General features: G+C 60.1%; 11 protein-coding genes. 4 read left to right on the top strand and 7 right to left on the bottom strand.

All coding sequences use genetic code 11. The features are described 5' to 3' along the window. Positions 1-12: 12 nt before the first annotated feature. The gene (locus GDA65_08100) at positions 13-681 is read right to left on the bottom strand and encodes a hypothetical protein (GenBank protein MBA5862655.1); all 669 of its coding nucleotides are present in this window, start codon (positions 679-681) and stop codon (positions 13-15) included. Between the two features lie 480 nt (positions 682-1,161). On the opposite strand from GDA65_08100, the gene ychF reads away from it, so the two are divergent. The 3 genes from ychF to trmL all read left to right on the top strand — a co-directional run bounded on the left by ychF (position 1,162) and on the right by trmL (position 3,330). After that, positions 1,162-2,253, top strand: a complete 1,092-nt coding sequence (gene ychF, locus GDA65_08095; GenBank protein MBA5862654.1) for a redox-regulated ATPase YchF — start codon at positions 1,162-1,164, stop codon at positions 2,251-2,253. Between the two features lie 58 nt (positions 2,254-2,311). Beyond that, positions 2,312-2,767, top strand: a complete 456-nt coding sequence (locus tag GDA65_08090; GenBank protein MBA5862653.1) for a bacterioferritin — start codon at positions 2,312-2,314, stop codon at positions 2,765-2,767. Positions 2,768-2,865: 98 nt separating this feature from the next. Beyond that, positions 2,866-3,330, top strand: a complete 465-nt coding sequence (gene trmL, locus GDA65_08085) for a tRNA (uridine(34)/cytosine(34)/5-carboxymethylaminomethyluridine(34)-2'-O)-methyltransferase TrmL (protein MBA5862652.1) — start codon at positions 2,866-2,868, stop codon at positions 3,328-3,330. 71 nt (positions 3,331-3,401) lie between these two features. On the opposite strand, the gene trkD is transcribed toward trmL, so the two are convergent. Next, on the bottom strand, positions 3,402-5,285 hold the full coding sequence (trkD, locus tag GDA65_08080) for a potassium transporter Kup (protein MBA5862651.1): 1,884 nt from the start codon (positions 5,283-5,285) through the stop codon (positions 3,402-3,404). A gap of 317 nt (positions 5,286-5,602) precedes the next feature. On the opposite strand from trkD, the gene GDA65_08075 reads away from it, so the two are divergent. Then, a complete protein-coding gene (locus GDA65_08075; protein MBA5862650.1) occupies positions 5,603-7,993 on the top strand; it encodes a S1 RNA-binding domain-containing protein in 2,391 nt (796 codons plus the stop codon). Between the two features lie 42 nt (positions 7,994-8,035). Here GDA65_08075 and GDA65_08070 read toward each other — a convergent pair whose 3' ends face one another. From GDA65_08070 to modA, 5 genes are all read right to left on the bottom strand, one after another. Continuing rightward, positions 8,036-8,638 (bottom strand): pyridoxamine 5-phosphate oxidase, encoded by a 603-nt coding sequence (locus tag GDA65_08070; protein ID MBA5862649.1) that lies wholly within the window; start codon positions 8,636-8,638, stop codon positions 8,036-8,038. Between the two features lie 116 nt (positions 8,639-8,754). Beyond that, a complete protein-coding gene (locus GDA65_08065; protein MBA5862648.1) occupies positions 8,755-10,248 on the bottom strand; it encodes a response regulator in 1,494 nt (497 codons plus the stop codon). Next, positions 10,118-11,713 carry a HAMP domain-containing protein gene (locus GDA65_08060; GenBank protein ID MBA5862647.1) on the bottom strand — a complete coding sequence of 532 codons (1,596 nt, stop codon included), beginning with the start codon at positions 11,711-11,713 and terminating at the stop codon, positions 10,118-10,120. The genes GDA65_08065 and GDA65_08060 overlap by 131 nt, the downstream gene beginning before the upstream one ends. A gap of 546 nt (positions 11,714-12,259) precedes the next feature. Then, positions 12,260-12,994: a hypothetical protein gene (locus GDA65_08055; GenBank protein ID MBA5862646.1), complete on the bottom strand. Its 735-nt coding sequence runs from the start codon at positions 12,992-12,994 to the stop codon at positions 12,260-12,262. Beyond that, on the bottom strand, positions 12,991-13,815 hold the full coding sequence (modA, locus tag GDA65_08050) for a molybdate ABC transporter substrate-binding protein (protein ID MBA5862645.1): 825 nt from the start codon (positions 13,813-13,815) through the stop codon (positions 12,991-12,993). The genes GDA65_08055 and modA overlap by 4 nt, the downstream gene beginning before the upstream one ends. Positions 13,816-13,845 lie beyond the last annotated feature (30 nt).

The following is a 13,845-nucleotide window of genomic DNA, read 5'->3' as shown; positions in this document are numbered from 1 at the left end:
AATCCACGTCGATTATGGAGCGCCGGTTTTATCCCCGCGTTTCGGCTCGTATCGTACGGTCTCCAGGTAAAAGAGCGGTGCAGTGGTTTCCGGCTGGCGCGCCGTGATCCGGGCTGATTGGTCCGGTTGTAAACGGAGGGTTGTCAGAAGCTGCTGAAAGCGCGACGCATCAGCATCGGTATATTGGACTTTCGACACATGGATGTTGGCGTAGACGTTCGCGTGGGCCATGCAGGCGTACATGCTTTTTTGGTCGAGGCGAACACCCTGGAAACGGTGCAGGGTATATTCGAGCGTTGGTATGTCGCGGGTGGTCGAGAGGGAGACGTCTATTCCGCGGCGTACCGCCGGCCCTTTTTTGAGATGCCGGAGGTGCTCGATGCATCCGCCGATTGAAGCCCGTCCGGCCACTTGCTCCAATGCGATGGCGACATTGATGCCTGTTGCCGGTTGTGATGCCATGAGGTAGCGGCGCCCGTCCGGCTTGAGTTGATCCCGTTCGATCGTGAAGCCGGCGAGATCGATGGTGAGTCCTACCTCACCGTTCGGGTGTGAAACGAGTGTGCGAGCATCGGCTTCCAGGGCCAGAGCGGAAAAGTCTCCCGTCAGGGCCGGAAGCAGGATCACACTCGTGAATGAGAGAAGAATCGATCGGACGGTGTTGGTTCGTGCCGTATTCATAGGCGCTCCTCTCCGAAGACGTGTCTGTTCGTCATGCCAGTGTAGGGCGAATCGGAGCGCTTCCCAAGCGAATTGCTTATTCCAGCTGCTCTCACCTCGGTATAATACGTAGGTAAACCGCCTCGCTCACCCCGCAGCGTTACGCGCAGGAGTCCTCCGCACTATGGCTGAGACTCAACTCGTCTGAATGGTCCAGCTTTGTTGTGCCGCCTCTTCAGCCTGCCGCGCCTGCATCCGCTCCCTCATGCTCCGGCACCTGTGTGATCGCCCTCGAAGGTCTCCTCCCTTCTCCTCATAGCGGCAAGTGAAAACTCGAATGTGAGGTGAGGCCAGGCCTCCTCCACCAGTTGTTACGTGGGAGTGGACCGCGCCAGCCTCGAACACGTAGAATGCGCCTCTTCGGTTCACGCGTTCCTCTCAATCCGAATGTATTGGGACAGCGGACCGAACCAACAGAGCCATGATTAGGAAGGGAACGTCATGAGTGTGAAATGTGGAATCGTCGGGCTGCCGAATGTGGGCAAGTCCACCCTCTTTAATGCGCTGACCAAGTCAGGGATTGCGGCGGAGAACTATCCGTTCTGCACGATCGAACCCAATATCGGGATTGTCGAAGTGCCGGATGCGCGGATGCAGGCGCTGGCCGATATCGTCAAACCGCAGCGCATGCAATATGCCACGACCGAGTTTGTCGATATCGCCGGGTTGGTAGCGGGAGCTTCGAAGGGGGAAGGGTTGGGCAATCAGTTTCTCGCAAACATTCGTGAAACCGACGGGATTGTGAACGTGGTGCGTTGTTTCGAAGATGACAACGTCGTGCATGTGGCCGGCAAGGTTGATCCGATTTCCGATATCGCCACCATTGTGACGGAGCTGGCGTTGGCCGACCTGACCACCGTCGAAAAGGCGCAAGAGCGGAATGTGAAACTCATCCGCTCGGGCGACAAAGATGCCGTGAAGCTGGGGGACGTACTCGTGCAGGCGGCGGCCTGTCTGAATGAAGGCAAGCCTGCGCGGACGATGAAGCTGGATCCGGCGCAGCGGGCCTTGCTGAAACCGCTGTGCCTGCTGACGATGAAACCGGTGATGTATGTGGCCAATGTGTCGGAAAAAGGCTTCACCAACAATCCGCTGTTGACCCGTGTGGAGGAGTACGCCGCACAGGAAGGGGCGCCGGTGGTAGCGATTTGCGCAGCCCTGGAATCGGAAATCGCGGTCCTCTCCGACGACGAAAAGCAGGAGTTCCTGGCCGATATCGGGATGAAGGAGCCGGGATTGAATCGCCTGATCCGCGCGGCCTATCAATTGCTCGGGCTTCAAACGTACTTTACGGCCGGCGTGAAAGAAGTGCGCGCCTGGACCATCCACATCGGCGACACTGCACCCCAGGCCGCCGGCGTGATTCATGGCGATTTTGAGAAGGGGTTTATTCGCGCGGAAGTGATCGGCTACGACGACTTCATCGCCTGCAAGGGCGAGGCGGGCGCGAAGGAAAAGGGGAAGATGCGGTTGGAAGGCAAAGAGTACGTCGTGCGGGACGGCGACGTCATGCACTTCCGGTTCAACGTCTAGCCTGTCGCGAAGACCAGTGGTATGAGGTAGAAATTTTTTGCCTGATCGGAGAGTGACGATGAATGAACAAGATACGCAGCGCGCAGTGGGGATTTTGAATCGGATCATGGAGCTTGAGCTCGCCGGGGTCGTGCGGTACACGCATTATGCGCTCATGATTTACGGGTACAATCGGATTCCGATCGTGTCGTGGCTGAAGAGCAATGCGGATGAAAGCTTGGCCCATGCGCACAAGGCCGGCGAACTGGTGACGCTGCTGGGCGGACATCCATCGCTGAAAATCGGGACATTGCTCGAAACCGAAAAGCACGACATCGGCGATATTTTGCGAGAGAGCCTGGAGCATGAAAAGGCGGCCGTCGCGTCCTATTACGAACTGCTGAAGCTGGCGGAGGGCAAGTCTGTCCTGTTGGAGGAATTTGCTCGTGAGATGATCGTGGGCGAGGAACTGCATCTCGATGAAGTGAATAAGATGCTGCGCAAATCCGGCGAGGTGCAGGCCTTTCGTTCCTGAACGGCGAACGGCGGAAGGGGGGCCTTGTCGGGATGACCGGCCGGCTACTCTCTCCGCTTGCTGCTGGACAGCACACCTCAATCCATCCTTCAGTCATCATGTTTGATGTCATTTTGTATCAACCAGAAATTCCCCCCAATACCGGCAACATCATCCGGCTGTGTGCGAATACCGGGGCTCGACTGCATCTCGTTAAGCCACTGGGCTTTACGTTGGAAGACAAACAGCTGCTGCGAGCTGGGCTCGATTACCATGAGTTTGCCACGATCACGGTGCATGAGACGTGGCAAACCTGTCTCACGCACTTCGCGGATCGCCGACTCTTTGCTGTCTCGACCAAGGGCAGGCAGCGCTATGATCTGGTGCGATACGCAGAGGACGATGTGTTTGTCTTCGGGCCGGAGAGTCGGGGGCTCCCGGCGGAGATTCTTGGCAGCGTCTCCGATCAGCACCGCATCCGCGTGCCGATGGTGCCAGGCAGCCGCAGCCTCAACCTGTCCAATTCGGTCGCGGTTGTGCTGTATGAAGCGTGGCGGCAGGCCGGGTTCGGACAGTGCGTCTGATGTCCCTCGAGTCCTTCCCGTGGCCATCGCCGGGCCGGGTGGATTGTGCCTGGCCAGCATCCCCCTGATCGTCAAATCTCCAGCACCAGTCCGATTTCAACCACCTGTTCGGACGGCAGATGGAAATAGGAGCTGGCGCGCTGGGTATTTCGTGACAGCATCACAAACAGTTTTTCCCGCCAGATCGCCATGCCCGGCTTCGGGGTCGCCAAAAACGTAATCCTGCTCAGGAAAAACGTGGTGTCCTGTATGGGGAGCGCATGCCCATGCGCGGCAAGTTGCGTCAGGACGCGTGGGATGTCCGGGGTTTCCATGAATCCGCAACGGGCGATCACTTGAAAGAGATTGTCCTGGATGGGGGTGATCTCCAAGGGCGCCCCTGCCGGAACAAACGGCACATGTTCTGTGCGGACTGTGAGGAGGTAGATTTCTTCATGGAGCGATTTGTTGTGGCGAACATTTTGTAGTAACGCCGGCGGAGTGATGTCCGGTTGTTGGGAGAGGAACACGGCGCGACCTGCGGTCCGGCATTCCACTGTCGGCAAGACTTCGCTGACAAATTGACGCAACGGAGGAAACTGAACACGGAGGTGTTCGGCGACGATGGCACGGCCTCGCGCCCAGGTGCTCATCACGGTGAAAATTGCCGCGCCGAGGAGCAGCGGAAACCATCCGCCATGAGGGATCTTTTGGGCATTCGCGAGAAAAAACGCGAGGTCGATGAACAGGAATACCCCCACCGCCATGACCGCCGGCGGCGCACTCCACCGCAAGTGCCGGCGGGTCACGCGGTACATGAGCAGCGTGGTGATGATCATGGAGCCGGAGACGGCGATGCCATAGGCCGCGGCCAGGTTGGTCGACGATCCGAACGAAAGGATCAGCCCCACGGTGCCGATGAACATCAGCCAGTTTAGGACCGTGAAATAGATTTGGCCATGCTGTTCCGCGGAGGTGTGCGTAATCCGGAGCGGCGGGAGATAGCCGAGTTGCACGGCTTGTAAGGTGAGGGAAAAGGCGCCGGACAGCATGGCTTGCGACGCGATGATGGTGGCCACGGTTGCCAGCGCAATCAGCGGATAGAGCATCCATTCGGGAGCCAGATGATAAAAGGGGTTGGCGAGAGCCGCCGGATTCCGCATCAGGAGCGCGCCCTGGCCGAAGTACTGAAGCAGAAGCGCCGGCAGCGCCACGGCGAACCAGCCGAGTTGTATCGGGCGGCGCCCGAAATGACCCATGTCCGCATAGAGGGCTTCGGCTCCCGTGAGCACCAGAAACACACTGCCCAATACCAAAAACCCGATGCCTGCATGCTGCACGAGAAAGCCGAGGGCGTACAGCGGATTCGCGGCGAGCAGCACCGCGGGGGTTTGGATCAAACTGTGCAGACCCAGCAGGGCCAGCGTCGCAAACCAGACCAGCATGATGGGACCGAAAACATTGCCCAATTCTCCGGAGCCGCGGCGCTGGATGCTGAAGAGCAGTGCAACCAGTCCGACGGTGACAGGCAGGACATAAGGCGTCAATACATCGGTGGCCAGCGTCAGCCCTTCCACCGCGCTGAGGACGGAAATCGCCGGTGTGATAATGCCATCGCTGTAGAGAAAGGCGACGCCGACTAATCCCAGCGAGACCACCAGGCTCAGTCCCTTGCGGAGGTTGACCGGATGGGAGCGTTGGCTGAGCGCCATGAGCGCCAGCATGCCCCCTTCCCCCTCGTTATCGGCCTTCATCACGAAGAGCAGATACTTGACTGTGACGACGAGCACGAGCGACCAGACAATCAACGATAAGATGCCCAGCACGTTGTCCGGCGTGACCGCGAGTCCGTGCGAGTCGTGAAAACACTCGCGCAGGGCATATAGCGGACTGGTGCCGATGTCCCCGTAGACGACGCCCATGGCGGCCACGGTGAGAGATGCGGATGCCGGTGGATTGTGCGGGTGTTTCGGCATGCATGAGCCGACCGGTGCCGGGGATCGGTCTGTGAGGCGGCTGTCCGGTGGCGACCGCGACTATAACATGTCCAAAGAATGAATGTCGGCGCGCTCAGCGCGCAGCCGGAATCACTGTCAGGATTTCTGCAATGGACAATCGCCGTGGATACGTCCTGGAAGTTCGCCGAATCTTCTGCTAGATTCCCGCTCATCCATCGCAAGGGGTATCGCCATCGAGCCGCCCGAACTCGTCCAATTCATCTAACCAGAAAGCTTCTGAGCCCGGCTGAATGCATTCGGCCACGCCTCGCTTTCGGAAAGCCTGTTAGACACACATGACCGCCTCCACGACGCCGACCATTTCAGCCGCCGCGCAGCAACGGATTGTTGATCTCCTCGCCAAAGAGCTCGGCGTCACCTCACCGCAAGTGTCGGCGGCGGTGACCCTGCTGGACGGTGGCGCGACGGTGCCCTTCATTGCGCGGTATCGCAAGGAGGCCACCAATAATCTGGACGACACGCACCTGCGCACCCTGGAAGAACGGCTTCTCTATTTGCGCGAATTGGAGGAACGGCGGCAGACGATCCTGGCTTCGATTGAAGAACAGGGTAAATTGACCGATGAACTGCGCCGGGCCGTCGAGCAGGCGGCGACCAAGCAAGCCGTCGAGGACATCTATCTGCCCTTCAAGCCCAAGCGCCGCACCAAAGCTCAGATCGCGCGCGAGGCTGGACTGGAACCTCTGGCAGATGCGCTGTTGGCCGATCCCACGCTCGATCCCGAACAGGAAGCGGCGAAGTATGTGAAGGTGGTGGCCGCCGCCGAAGGTGTCGAGGCGGTCAACGTTCCGGACACGAAGGCGGCATTGGAAGGGGCTCGCGATATTCTGGTTGAACGGTTCGCGGAAACCGCCGACTTGCTCGCCACCCTGCGCACGAAATTGTGGAATGAAGGCATTGTGACGTCGACCGTCCTGTCCGGAAAAGAGACGGCGGAAGAAGAAAAGTTTCGCGATTATTACGCCTATTCAGAAACGATTCGCACGATTCCTTCGCATCGAGCCCTGGCCCTGTTCCGCGGGCGCACGCTGGGCGTGCTGAAACTGGACCTTGGCCTGGGCGAGACGCTCGATGCCCAGGTGCCGCACCCCTGCGCCGCGCTCATTGCCGCCCATTTCGGCATTGAAAACCGTGGCCGGCGCGCCGATAAATGGCTCAACGATGTCTGCTACTGGGCCTGGCGGGTGAAAGTGCATCTGCATCTCAGCACCGAGTTACTGCTCCAGGTGCGCGAGGCGGCGGAAGCAGAAGCGATCAAGATTTTCGGCCGTAATCTCCACGAGCTCCTGCTTGCAGCCCCGGCCGGTCCCAAAGCGGTGCTCGGCCTCGACCCCGGTATCCGCACCGGCTGCAAAGTGGCCGTAGTGGATGCCACGGGCAAACTCCTCGAAACCACGACGATCTATCCGCATCAACCTCGCAATGACTGGCAGGGGGCGCTCGCCACCATCGTGGAGTTGGTGATCCGGCACGGCGTGGAATTGATCTCGATCGGCAACGGCACGGCTAGCCGGGAGACGGATAAACTGGCCGTCGAGGTCATCAAGGTGGCGGCGGAACGGAAGCCGGCGCAGAAGGTGACCAAAATCGTGGTGAGCGAAGCGGGCGCCTCCGTCTATTCCGCGTCGGCCTTTGCCGCGGCGGAATTTCCGGCGCTGGATGTCAGTTTGCGCGGCGCCGTGTCGATCGCCCGCCGATTGCAGGATCCGTTGGCTGAGTTGGTCAAGATCGACCCGAAATCCATCGGGGTCGGGCAATATCAACATGATGTCAATCAGCGGGCGCTTGCCCGATCGCTTGACGCGACCGTCGAGGATTGCGTCAATGCGGTCGGCGTGGATGTGAACACCGCGTCGGCGCCGCTGTTGGCGAGAGTCTCCGGGTTGAATCGAGTCCTGGCTCAAAATATCGTCGAATATCGCGATGCGCACGGTCCATTCCCCAACCGCACGATGATTCGAAAGGTTCCACGCTTGGGTGACAAGACGTTCGAGCAGGCGGCCGGATTTTTGCGGATCAATAACGGCGATAATCTCTTGGACCGGTCCGCTGTTCATCCGGAGGCCTATCCGGTGGTCGAGCGCATGCTCGCGCGGCTGAACAAGGAGATCGCCGAGGTCATGGGAAAGCCGACCGTGTTGAAGGATCTCTCGCCGGCGGACTTTACCAACGAGACATTCGGCTTGCCCACGGTGCGCGATATTCTCGCGGAATTGGAAAAGCCGGGCCGCGACCCGCGTCCGGAATTTAAAACGGCGACCTTTCGCGACGGAGTAGAGTCACTCGCCGATTTGCAGCCCGGCATGGTCCTCGAAGGCGTGGTCACGAACGTAGCCGCGTTCGGAGCCTTCGTCGATATCGGCGTACACCAGGACGGGCTCGTGCATGTGTCGGCATTGGCGAACAAGTTCGTGAAGGATCCGCATGAGATCGTGAAGCCGGGGCAGATCGTCAAAGTAAAGGTGGTGTCGGTCGATGCGGCTCGACAGCGCATTTCGTTGACCATGCGCATGGATGATGCGGCGGCGACGGCCCCTCACCCTATTCCACGCGCCGGGGGGATTCGGGATCGTCAGCCCGCCGATACCTCCCGGACGGCAGCTAAAACTCCTCAGCCGGTGAACGCCTTTGCATTAGCCATGGCGCGCGCCCAGCAGAAAAAATGATCGTCTCAATCTGCGGCGGCCGTCGGTGACGCGCGAGCACGGCTAGGGCGCAATCTTGAAGAAGTTTCCGCCTTTGAGCCGTTCGTCGTCGCTTCCCCAGACGATCTGTTTCTCGCGTCTCTCGAGCAGCGGCACGTGTTTGGAGCAGTGGATGTAGGCCTCTTCCACACCCACGACAATCCAGGCTTTGGGCTGCCGGCCGCCCGTGATGTGAGCGGCTTCTGTCATGCCCGGCGTGGCGTTGGGTAGAGCGGTGATGTCTCTTGCGTCGGTGACGCGCGCGGTCCCGTTCACGTGAAGCCCAACGGTCGTCTGATAGTAGTCGAGAAAAATCATGCCGATGTGAGGATTCTCCAGAATGTTTCCCACGCTGGCCAGCACGCCATTCCCTCTGTATTCCGGATAGGCCAGCGTCCGTTCATCCAGCACCTGCACAAAGCCCGGCGCGCCCGCGCGGAAGGAACAGTCGCAATTTCCCCGCGCATCCGCAGTTGCGATAGAAACCATCTCCATGCGGGCGATGAAGTCCCGCATCGATTGATTCAGGTATGCCAGGACTTGATGCTGATAAAAGGCCGCCGCGCGGCCGGATGTCCCGAAACGTGCCTGTGCCTGCCGTTCACCCGATGATCCGGGTCCTGTCATACGCGTCGCTCCTTTGGCATCTGCCTGGGACACCGGGAGGATGTGTCGCGGTCATTGTCCGACAGTCTGTGGCCCGTTGTCGATGTGGGGGATGGCCTTGCCGGACCGTCCGGCGTTCAGTGGCCGGATTCGTATTTCTTCAGCTTCGTCAGCAGGGTCTTGTAGTCGATCCGAAGGGTTTGGGCAGCTTTGGTTTTGTTGCCGCCACTGGCTTGCAGCACGCGCTCAATGTGCAGACGTTCGATTTCCTCCAGCGGAAGTTGTGCCTGATCTCCCGTTGCGCCGGTCGCTGATGACTGCGGAAGGACCTGCACGATGTCTTCGCGGGTGATGGGGCCGGTATTCGGGCTCATGAGCACGAGGCGCTCGATGACATTGCGCAATTCCCGTACATTGCCTGGCCAGCGGTAAGCGGCGAGGTGGGCCAGGCCTTCAGGCGTCGGTGTTCTGGCCGCTGTTCCGGGGAGGCGAAGACTGTGGAGAATATGGCCGACCAATCCGGGGATGTCTTCCGGTCGTTCCCGCAGCGGCGGCACGCGCAGGGTGACGGTGTTGATGCGATACAGTAGGTCATCGCGAAACCGGCCCTGGAAGACCAGTTCCTGCAGGTCCCGGTTTGTCGCGCAGATAATTCGGACATCGGCCCGAAATGTGCGCGTGCTTCCGACAGGACGGTACTCGTTCCGGTCGAGAAAGCGCAGGAGGCTTACCTGCATCGGTCCCGGCATTTCCCCCACTTCATCCAGAAATAATGATCCGCCTTCGGCCGCGGCGATGAGGCCCGGCTTGGCCGTTGCAGCGCCGGTGAAGGCGCCTTTTTCGTAGCCGAACAATTCACTTTCTAACAACTCGCGGCTCACGGCTCCGCAATTGACGGCAATACAGGGGCCCGTGGCCCTGCGGCTCTGCGCGTGCAGCCGGCGCGCGACCACTTCCTTTCCCGAACCGGTTTCGCCCTGGATGAGGACCGGGGCCTGCGACGGCGCCACTTGCGCGATCTGGGTCTCCAGCCGCTGCCAGGCTTGGCTGACTCCCTTGACCACGGCCTCCTGGCGGTATCCGCCGTGCCGGGCCGCCAGATTTTCACGGCGGAGTTCGCGCACCGTGCGCAGTTTGGCCAAGGCCGCCTTCACGGCCGTGCCGTCGAAAGGCGTATCTTTGATCATGAAATCCCAGGCGCCGTCCTTGATGGCCGCCACGGCGTCCTTGACGTCACCGTGGCCGGTCAGGACGATCACATCCACATCCGGTTGATGCTCCTTGACCCAGCGCAGCACGGCGCGACCATCCACGCCGGGCATTCGCAGGTCGGTGATGACACAGTCGAAGTTGCCGGTGCGAAGCAGATCGAGACCGTCCTGCCCGCCACCTGCCGTCCGCGTGTCGCATCCTTCCTCGCGGAGGGCCTGCTCGACGACCAACCGGACAAACTCTTCGTCATCGATGATGAGGGTGCGGATGCGTTCCGTGCTCATGATGTCAGGCGGACGGCAGGTGGGAGGAGTAGGATGAAGGTGATGCTCGATCCACAACGATCTCGGCTCGTTCGGGAAACGCGAGAGAGAATTTGCTCCCCGCGCCTGATGTGGATTCGGCCCACACGCGCCCATCGTGTTTGTCCATCACCAGTTTGACGATCGCCAGGCCTACTCCCGTGCCTTCATAGTCCTGCGGGCTGTGCAGCCGTTCGAACAGTCCGAAGATCTTGTCGGTCTGTGTGGGATCGAAGCCGATGCCGTTGTCTTGTACCCAGAGAATCCGCTCGTGGTCGGTCCTGGTTCCGCCGATGGTGATAGTCGGCACAGGTGTCCGCCGGGAGAATTTCGCCGCATTGTCGAGCAGGTTAGCGATCGCTTGACGAATGCTGACCGGTTCGCCGTACAGGTCGGCGAACGGCAGGGCGACCTGAATTTTCGGCTTCGGTCCCTGCAGTCCAGTGAAGCGGTCGGTGATGAGGGTCGTGATCATTTCCAGCACATTGAAGCGTTGCCGTGGCAGGTCCTGTTGTTCCAAGCGTGAATATTTGAGCAGCGCGTCGATCATATGGGTGAGGCGCAGCGAAGAACGGTGGATGACATCGATCTGGTGGCGAGTTTCGGCATCACCGCCTTCGAGGAACCGTTTTTCGAGTAAGGAGGAGAACCCTTCGATCTCACGCAGCGGTCCCTTGAGGTCGTGCGCAACGGAATAGGTAAAGGCTTCCAGCTCCTTGGTTTTTCTGGCGGTGGCGGCCGTTTGTTCGCGCAGGCTCGTGACCATTGAAGAAAGCGAGGCCGCCAGGGTGCCGACTTCGTCCCGGGCCGGCCAGGATTCAAACTGCGCCGTCAGGTCGTGATGGGCCACGCGGTCGGCGGTAATCGAGAGGCGTTGAAGTGGTTTTGCGATCCGGCGGTTGACCGAAACGTAAATCACGCCGATGACGAGTCCGAGGGTGGCCACCAGCCCCAGCGCAATCATCCGGGCCTGTTGGAGCAGCAGGTCTCCCTCGATTTTCATTTCGACGTCGATATCGCGGTGGGCGGCGACCAACTGATCGAGGTTGTGCGTGAGTTGTGCAATAAGGGCATCGGCCTGAGTGGTCAGCGACTGGGGCGTTCCGGGAGCCCGCGGCTGCGCCAGGGCCGCGCTCCATAAGCCGTTCAACTCCTGCAGGGCGTGATCGATTTCGGCAATGGCCCGGTCTTCCTGGTCGGCCAGATCCAGGCGTTGGTGTTGGTCCAGCATACCCAGGAGAATCGGGTGGGTGCGCGCCGCATGCGTGGAGCGATAGAGCTGCAGGGAATGACGAATCTCGTCGGCGTGCAGGGTTAGGCGGGCGAGGGTGTCTTCCGCGGCGGTCTTCGTCGCCTGCTCCAAGAAGAGGTGCAGGATGAGATTGATGTCATAGGCGGAACGCTGCATCGTCGCCGCGGTCACGATGGCCGGCACAGTGATCCGCTTATGGCGGTCGACATAACTGTTGATGCGGCTGAGATAGACCAGGAGCGCCGTGAGGCTCAACGCCAGGAGGCTGAGAATGACTCCGAAAGAGAGGAAAAATTTCTGTCCGATCGAACGGTCGTGGAGCCAGCGCATGCGGGCCTCGTGTGAACGCCTACGGTACCACAGTGGTCAGCCTGGTGCCAGTAAGCGCCCTGGCGGAGAGGCGCATCGATTCTGTTTGTCGGTTAAATCACCTGTCGCGTCCCGTTCACTTGACAGCTCTGGTCCAGGCTCCCGAGGGCTAAAGAGTGTGGCGAACGAACCTCGAATCTGCATGGGTTCTTCTGTTCGCTGATTCCATTGGTTCGCGAAGCCGGGGGATGATGCGATTTTTCATAAATCCAGCGGCCGGTTGGCGGTTCCCCGGATAATGCGGTCCTGTTTCTGAAAGAAGGCGGAAGGCCTGGCTTGTTGGCCTCGGCACGCATCTTCCGGGCCAGCGTGTGGTTGACTCGATCGAGGATCATCCCGACGGCCGTCGTCTTCCCGGGAATGGCCTTCACCGGGTCACGCGTCTTGCGCCCGCTCCAATGTTCGACGCATCCGTGGCCGCCGGCCTGTGCCCGCTCGTTCATTCCATCGACCCAGTTTACCGCCGACAACCGGGATTGCCATGGTTGTTTTCTTCTTCTCGGCCGCTCAGTGCTGTTCCGGCACTGGTTTGTTGTCTCGCTCCAGTCCTGGTTGCGCCGGCATGGCCAAGAGCGCGTCCTTGTACCGAATGAGGAGTTCTTCCTGTTGATCCGGCGCGAACAGTCCCCCGCCTGATACGACCTTCACCAGGAACTCTTCCGGCTCAAACGTGGCGTCGAATGCCGGAGACCGTTCGGGGACATTCGGCATCTGCCGGTCATACTTGCTGATATCAGGCCCGGGTCCATGCCGATCGTGAGCTTCGCGCAAGGCCAGATGCAGGGTCGTATCCTGCACCGACAACCAGCCCGTGCTGGTCTCTTCTTCGCCATGTTCAGTCGCATGGCTGAGATGGTAGTACACACGGTCAGAGGGAGATGCCTGTGACAAGGCTTTCGCCAGCGCCGGCGCCAGGTTCGCAATTTCCCCGTCACGGAAGGCCCTGGTTTTGCCGGCCTGCCCGACGAAGAGACGATGCAGAGCGTTGCGTCGTTCCCAGACTCGTACACCCCGTAACAACGTGCCGACTTCCGTTGCGGTCAGCGAGGCCGGGTGGGCGTTCGTCGTTGATGCGGGATCTTTCTCGATCCGGACCTGATTCAATCCCGACTGATAGATCATCTTGGGCGGCGTCGGGGATTGTGCTGCGCAACCGGCCGCGACGACCACACCGATGAAGGCGAGGATCAGACTGCCGCGACGGGACAACATTCGCTGCTGTAGACGGCTGATGGTAATCATGGTTTCACCTCTTCTCGTTGTGCGAATCCGACTTCGGGAGACACGCGGTCGAATCCGAATTCCTGCAACAGGGTCTGGATCGTGGGGCTCAGTAGAAACTCAATGAAGTCACCGGCTGCAGAAATGTTCTGTGCCGTCCATGCGGCGGCGACGCCGTACCGTACCGGGGTGTGGGAGCCGACTGGTGCGGTATCAAGGATGCGGACGCCTGAATTGGATATCGCATCGGTGCGATAGACCACGCCGATTTCGGCCTCGCCCTTGGCCACCAGATCGAGGACGGCCCGCGAGTGTTCGCCGAGGATGTACTGCGATTTCAGCTTGGGTTCCAGGTTGCTGTATTTCAAAAACTGCGCGGCGACTTTCCCGACCGAGGAGGTCTTGGGGTCGCCGACCGCAATGCGGCGAATCGGGGTGGTTTGCAGATCTTGAATCGAGCTGATGGGGGCGGGAAGGGTCGTCCCCGTGATCAGGACCAGCGAGGTGGCCGCAAAGGCGCGTTTGGTTCCTTGAATGATCAGCCCCTTGGCCTCTAGCTGGTCGATTTCTTCAAAAAGCGACGGCAGAAAGATGTCAACCGGCGCGCCCTGTTCGATCTGGCCGCGGAGTGTTTGGGATGGACCGTAAATTACCCGCACGTTGATGTTCCGGTGGTCCGCCTCGAACAGCGGAAGCACCTTGCGAAGAGCGTCTTTCAGGCTGTTGGCGGCGGCGATGGTAATGATGTCCGCTTGCGCCTGGGCCGGCTGGATGTTCCAGGCTAGGCCGAGCAGTAGGCTGACCGCGGCGATGATTCCTCTGATACGAAATGCTGCTCTCATGCTGTCCTCCACGTTGGTGCGACGACCTGC

Origin of the sequence: Nitrospira sp. CR1.1, assembly GCA_014055465.1 — a bacterium.
Lineage (GTDB): Bacteria > Nitrospirota > Nitrospiria > Nitrospirales > Nitrospiraceae > Nitrospira_A.
The sequence above is the reverse complement of the archived record's forward strand: the minus strand, read 5'-3'. Positions and strand labels throughout refer to the sequence as shown.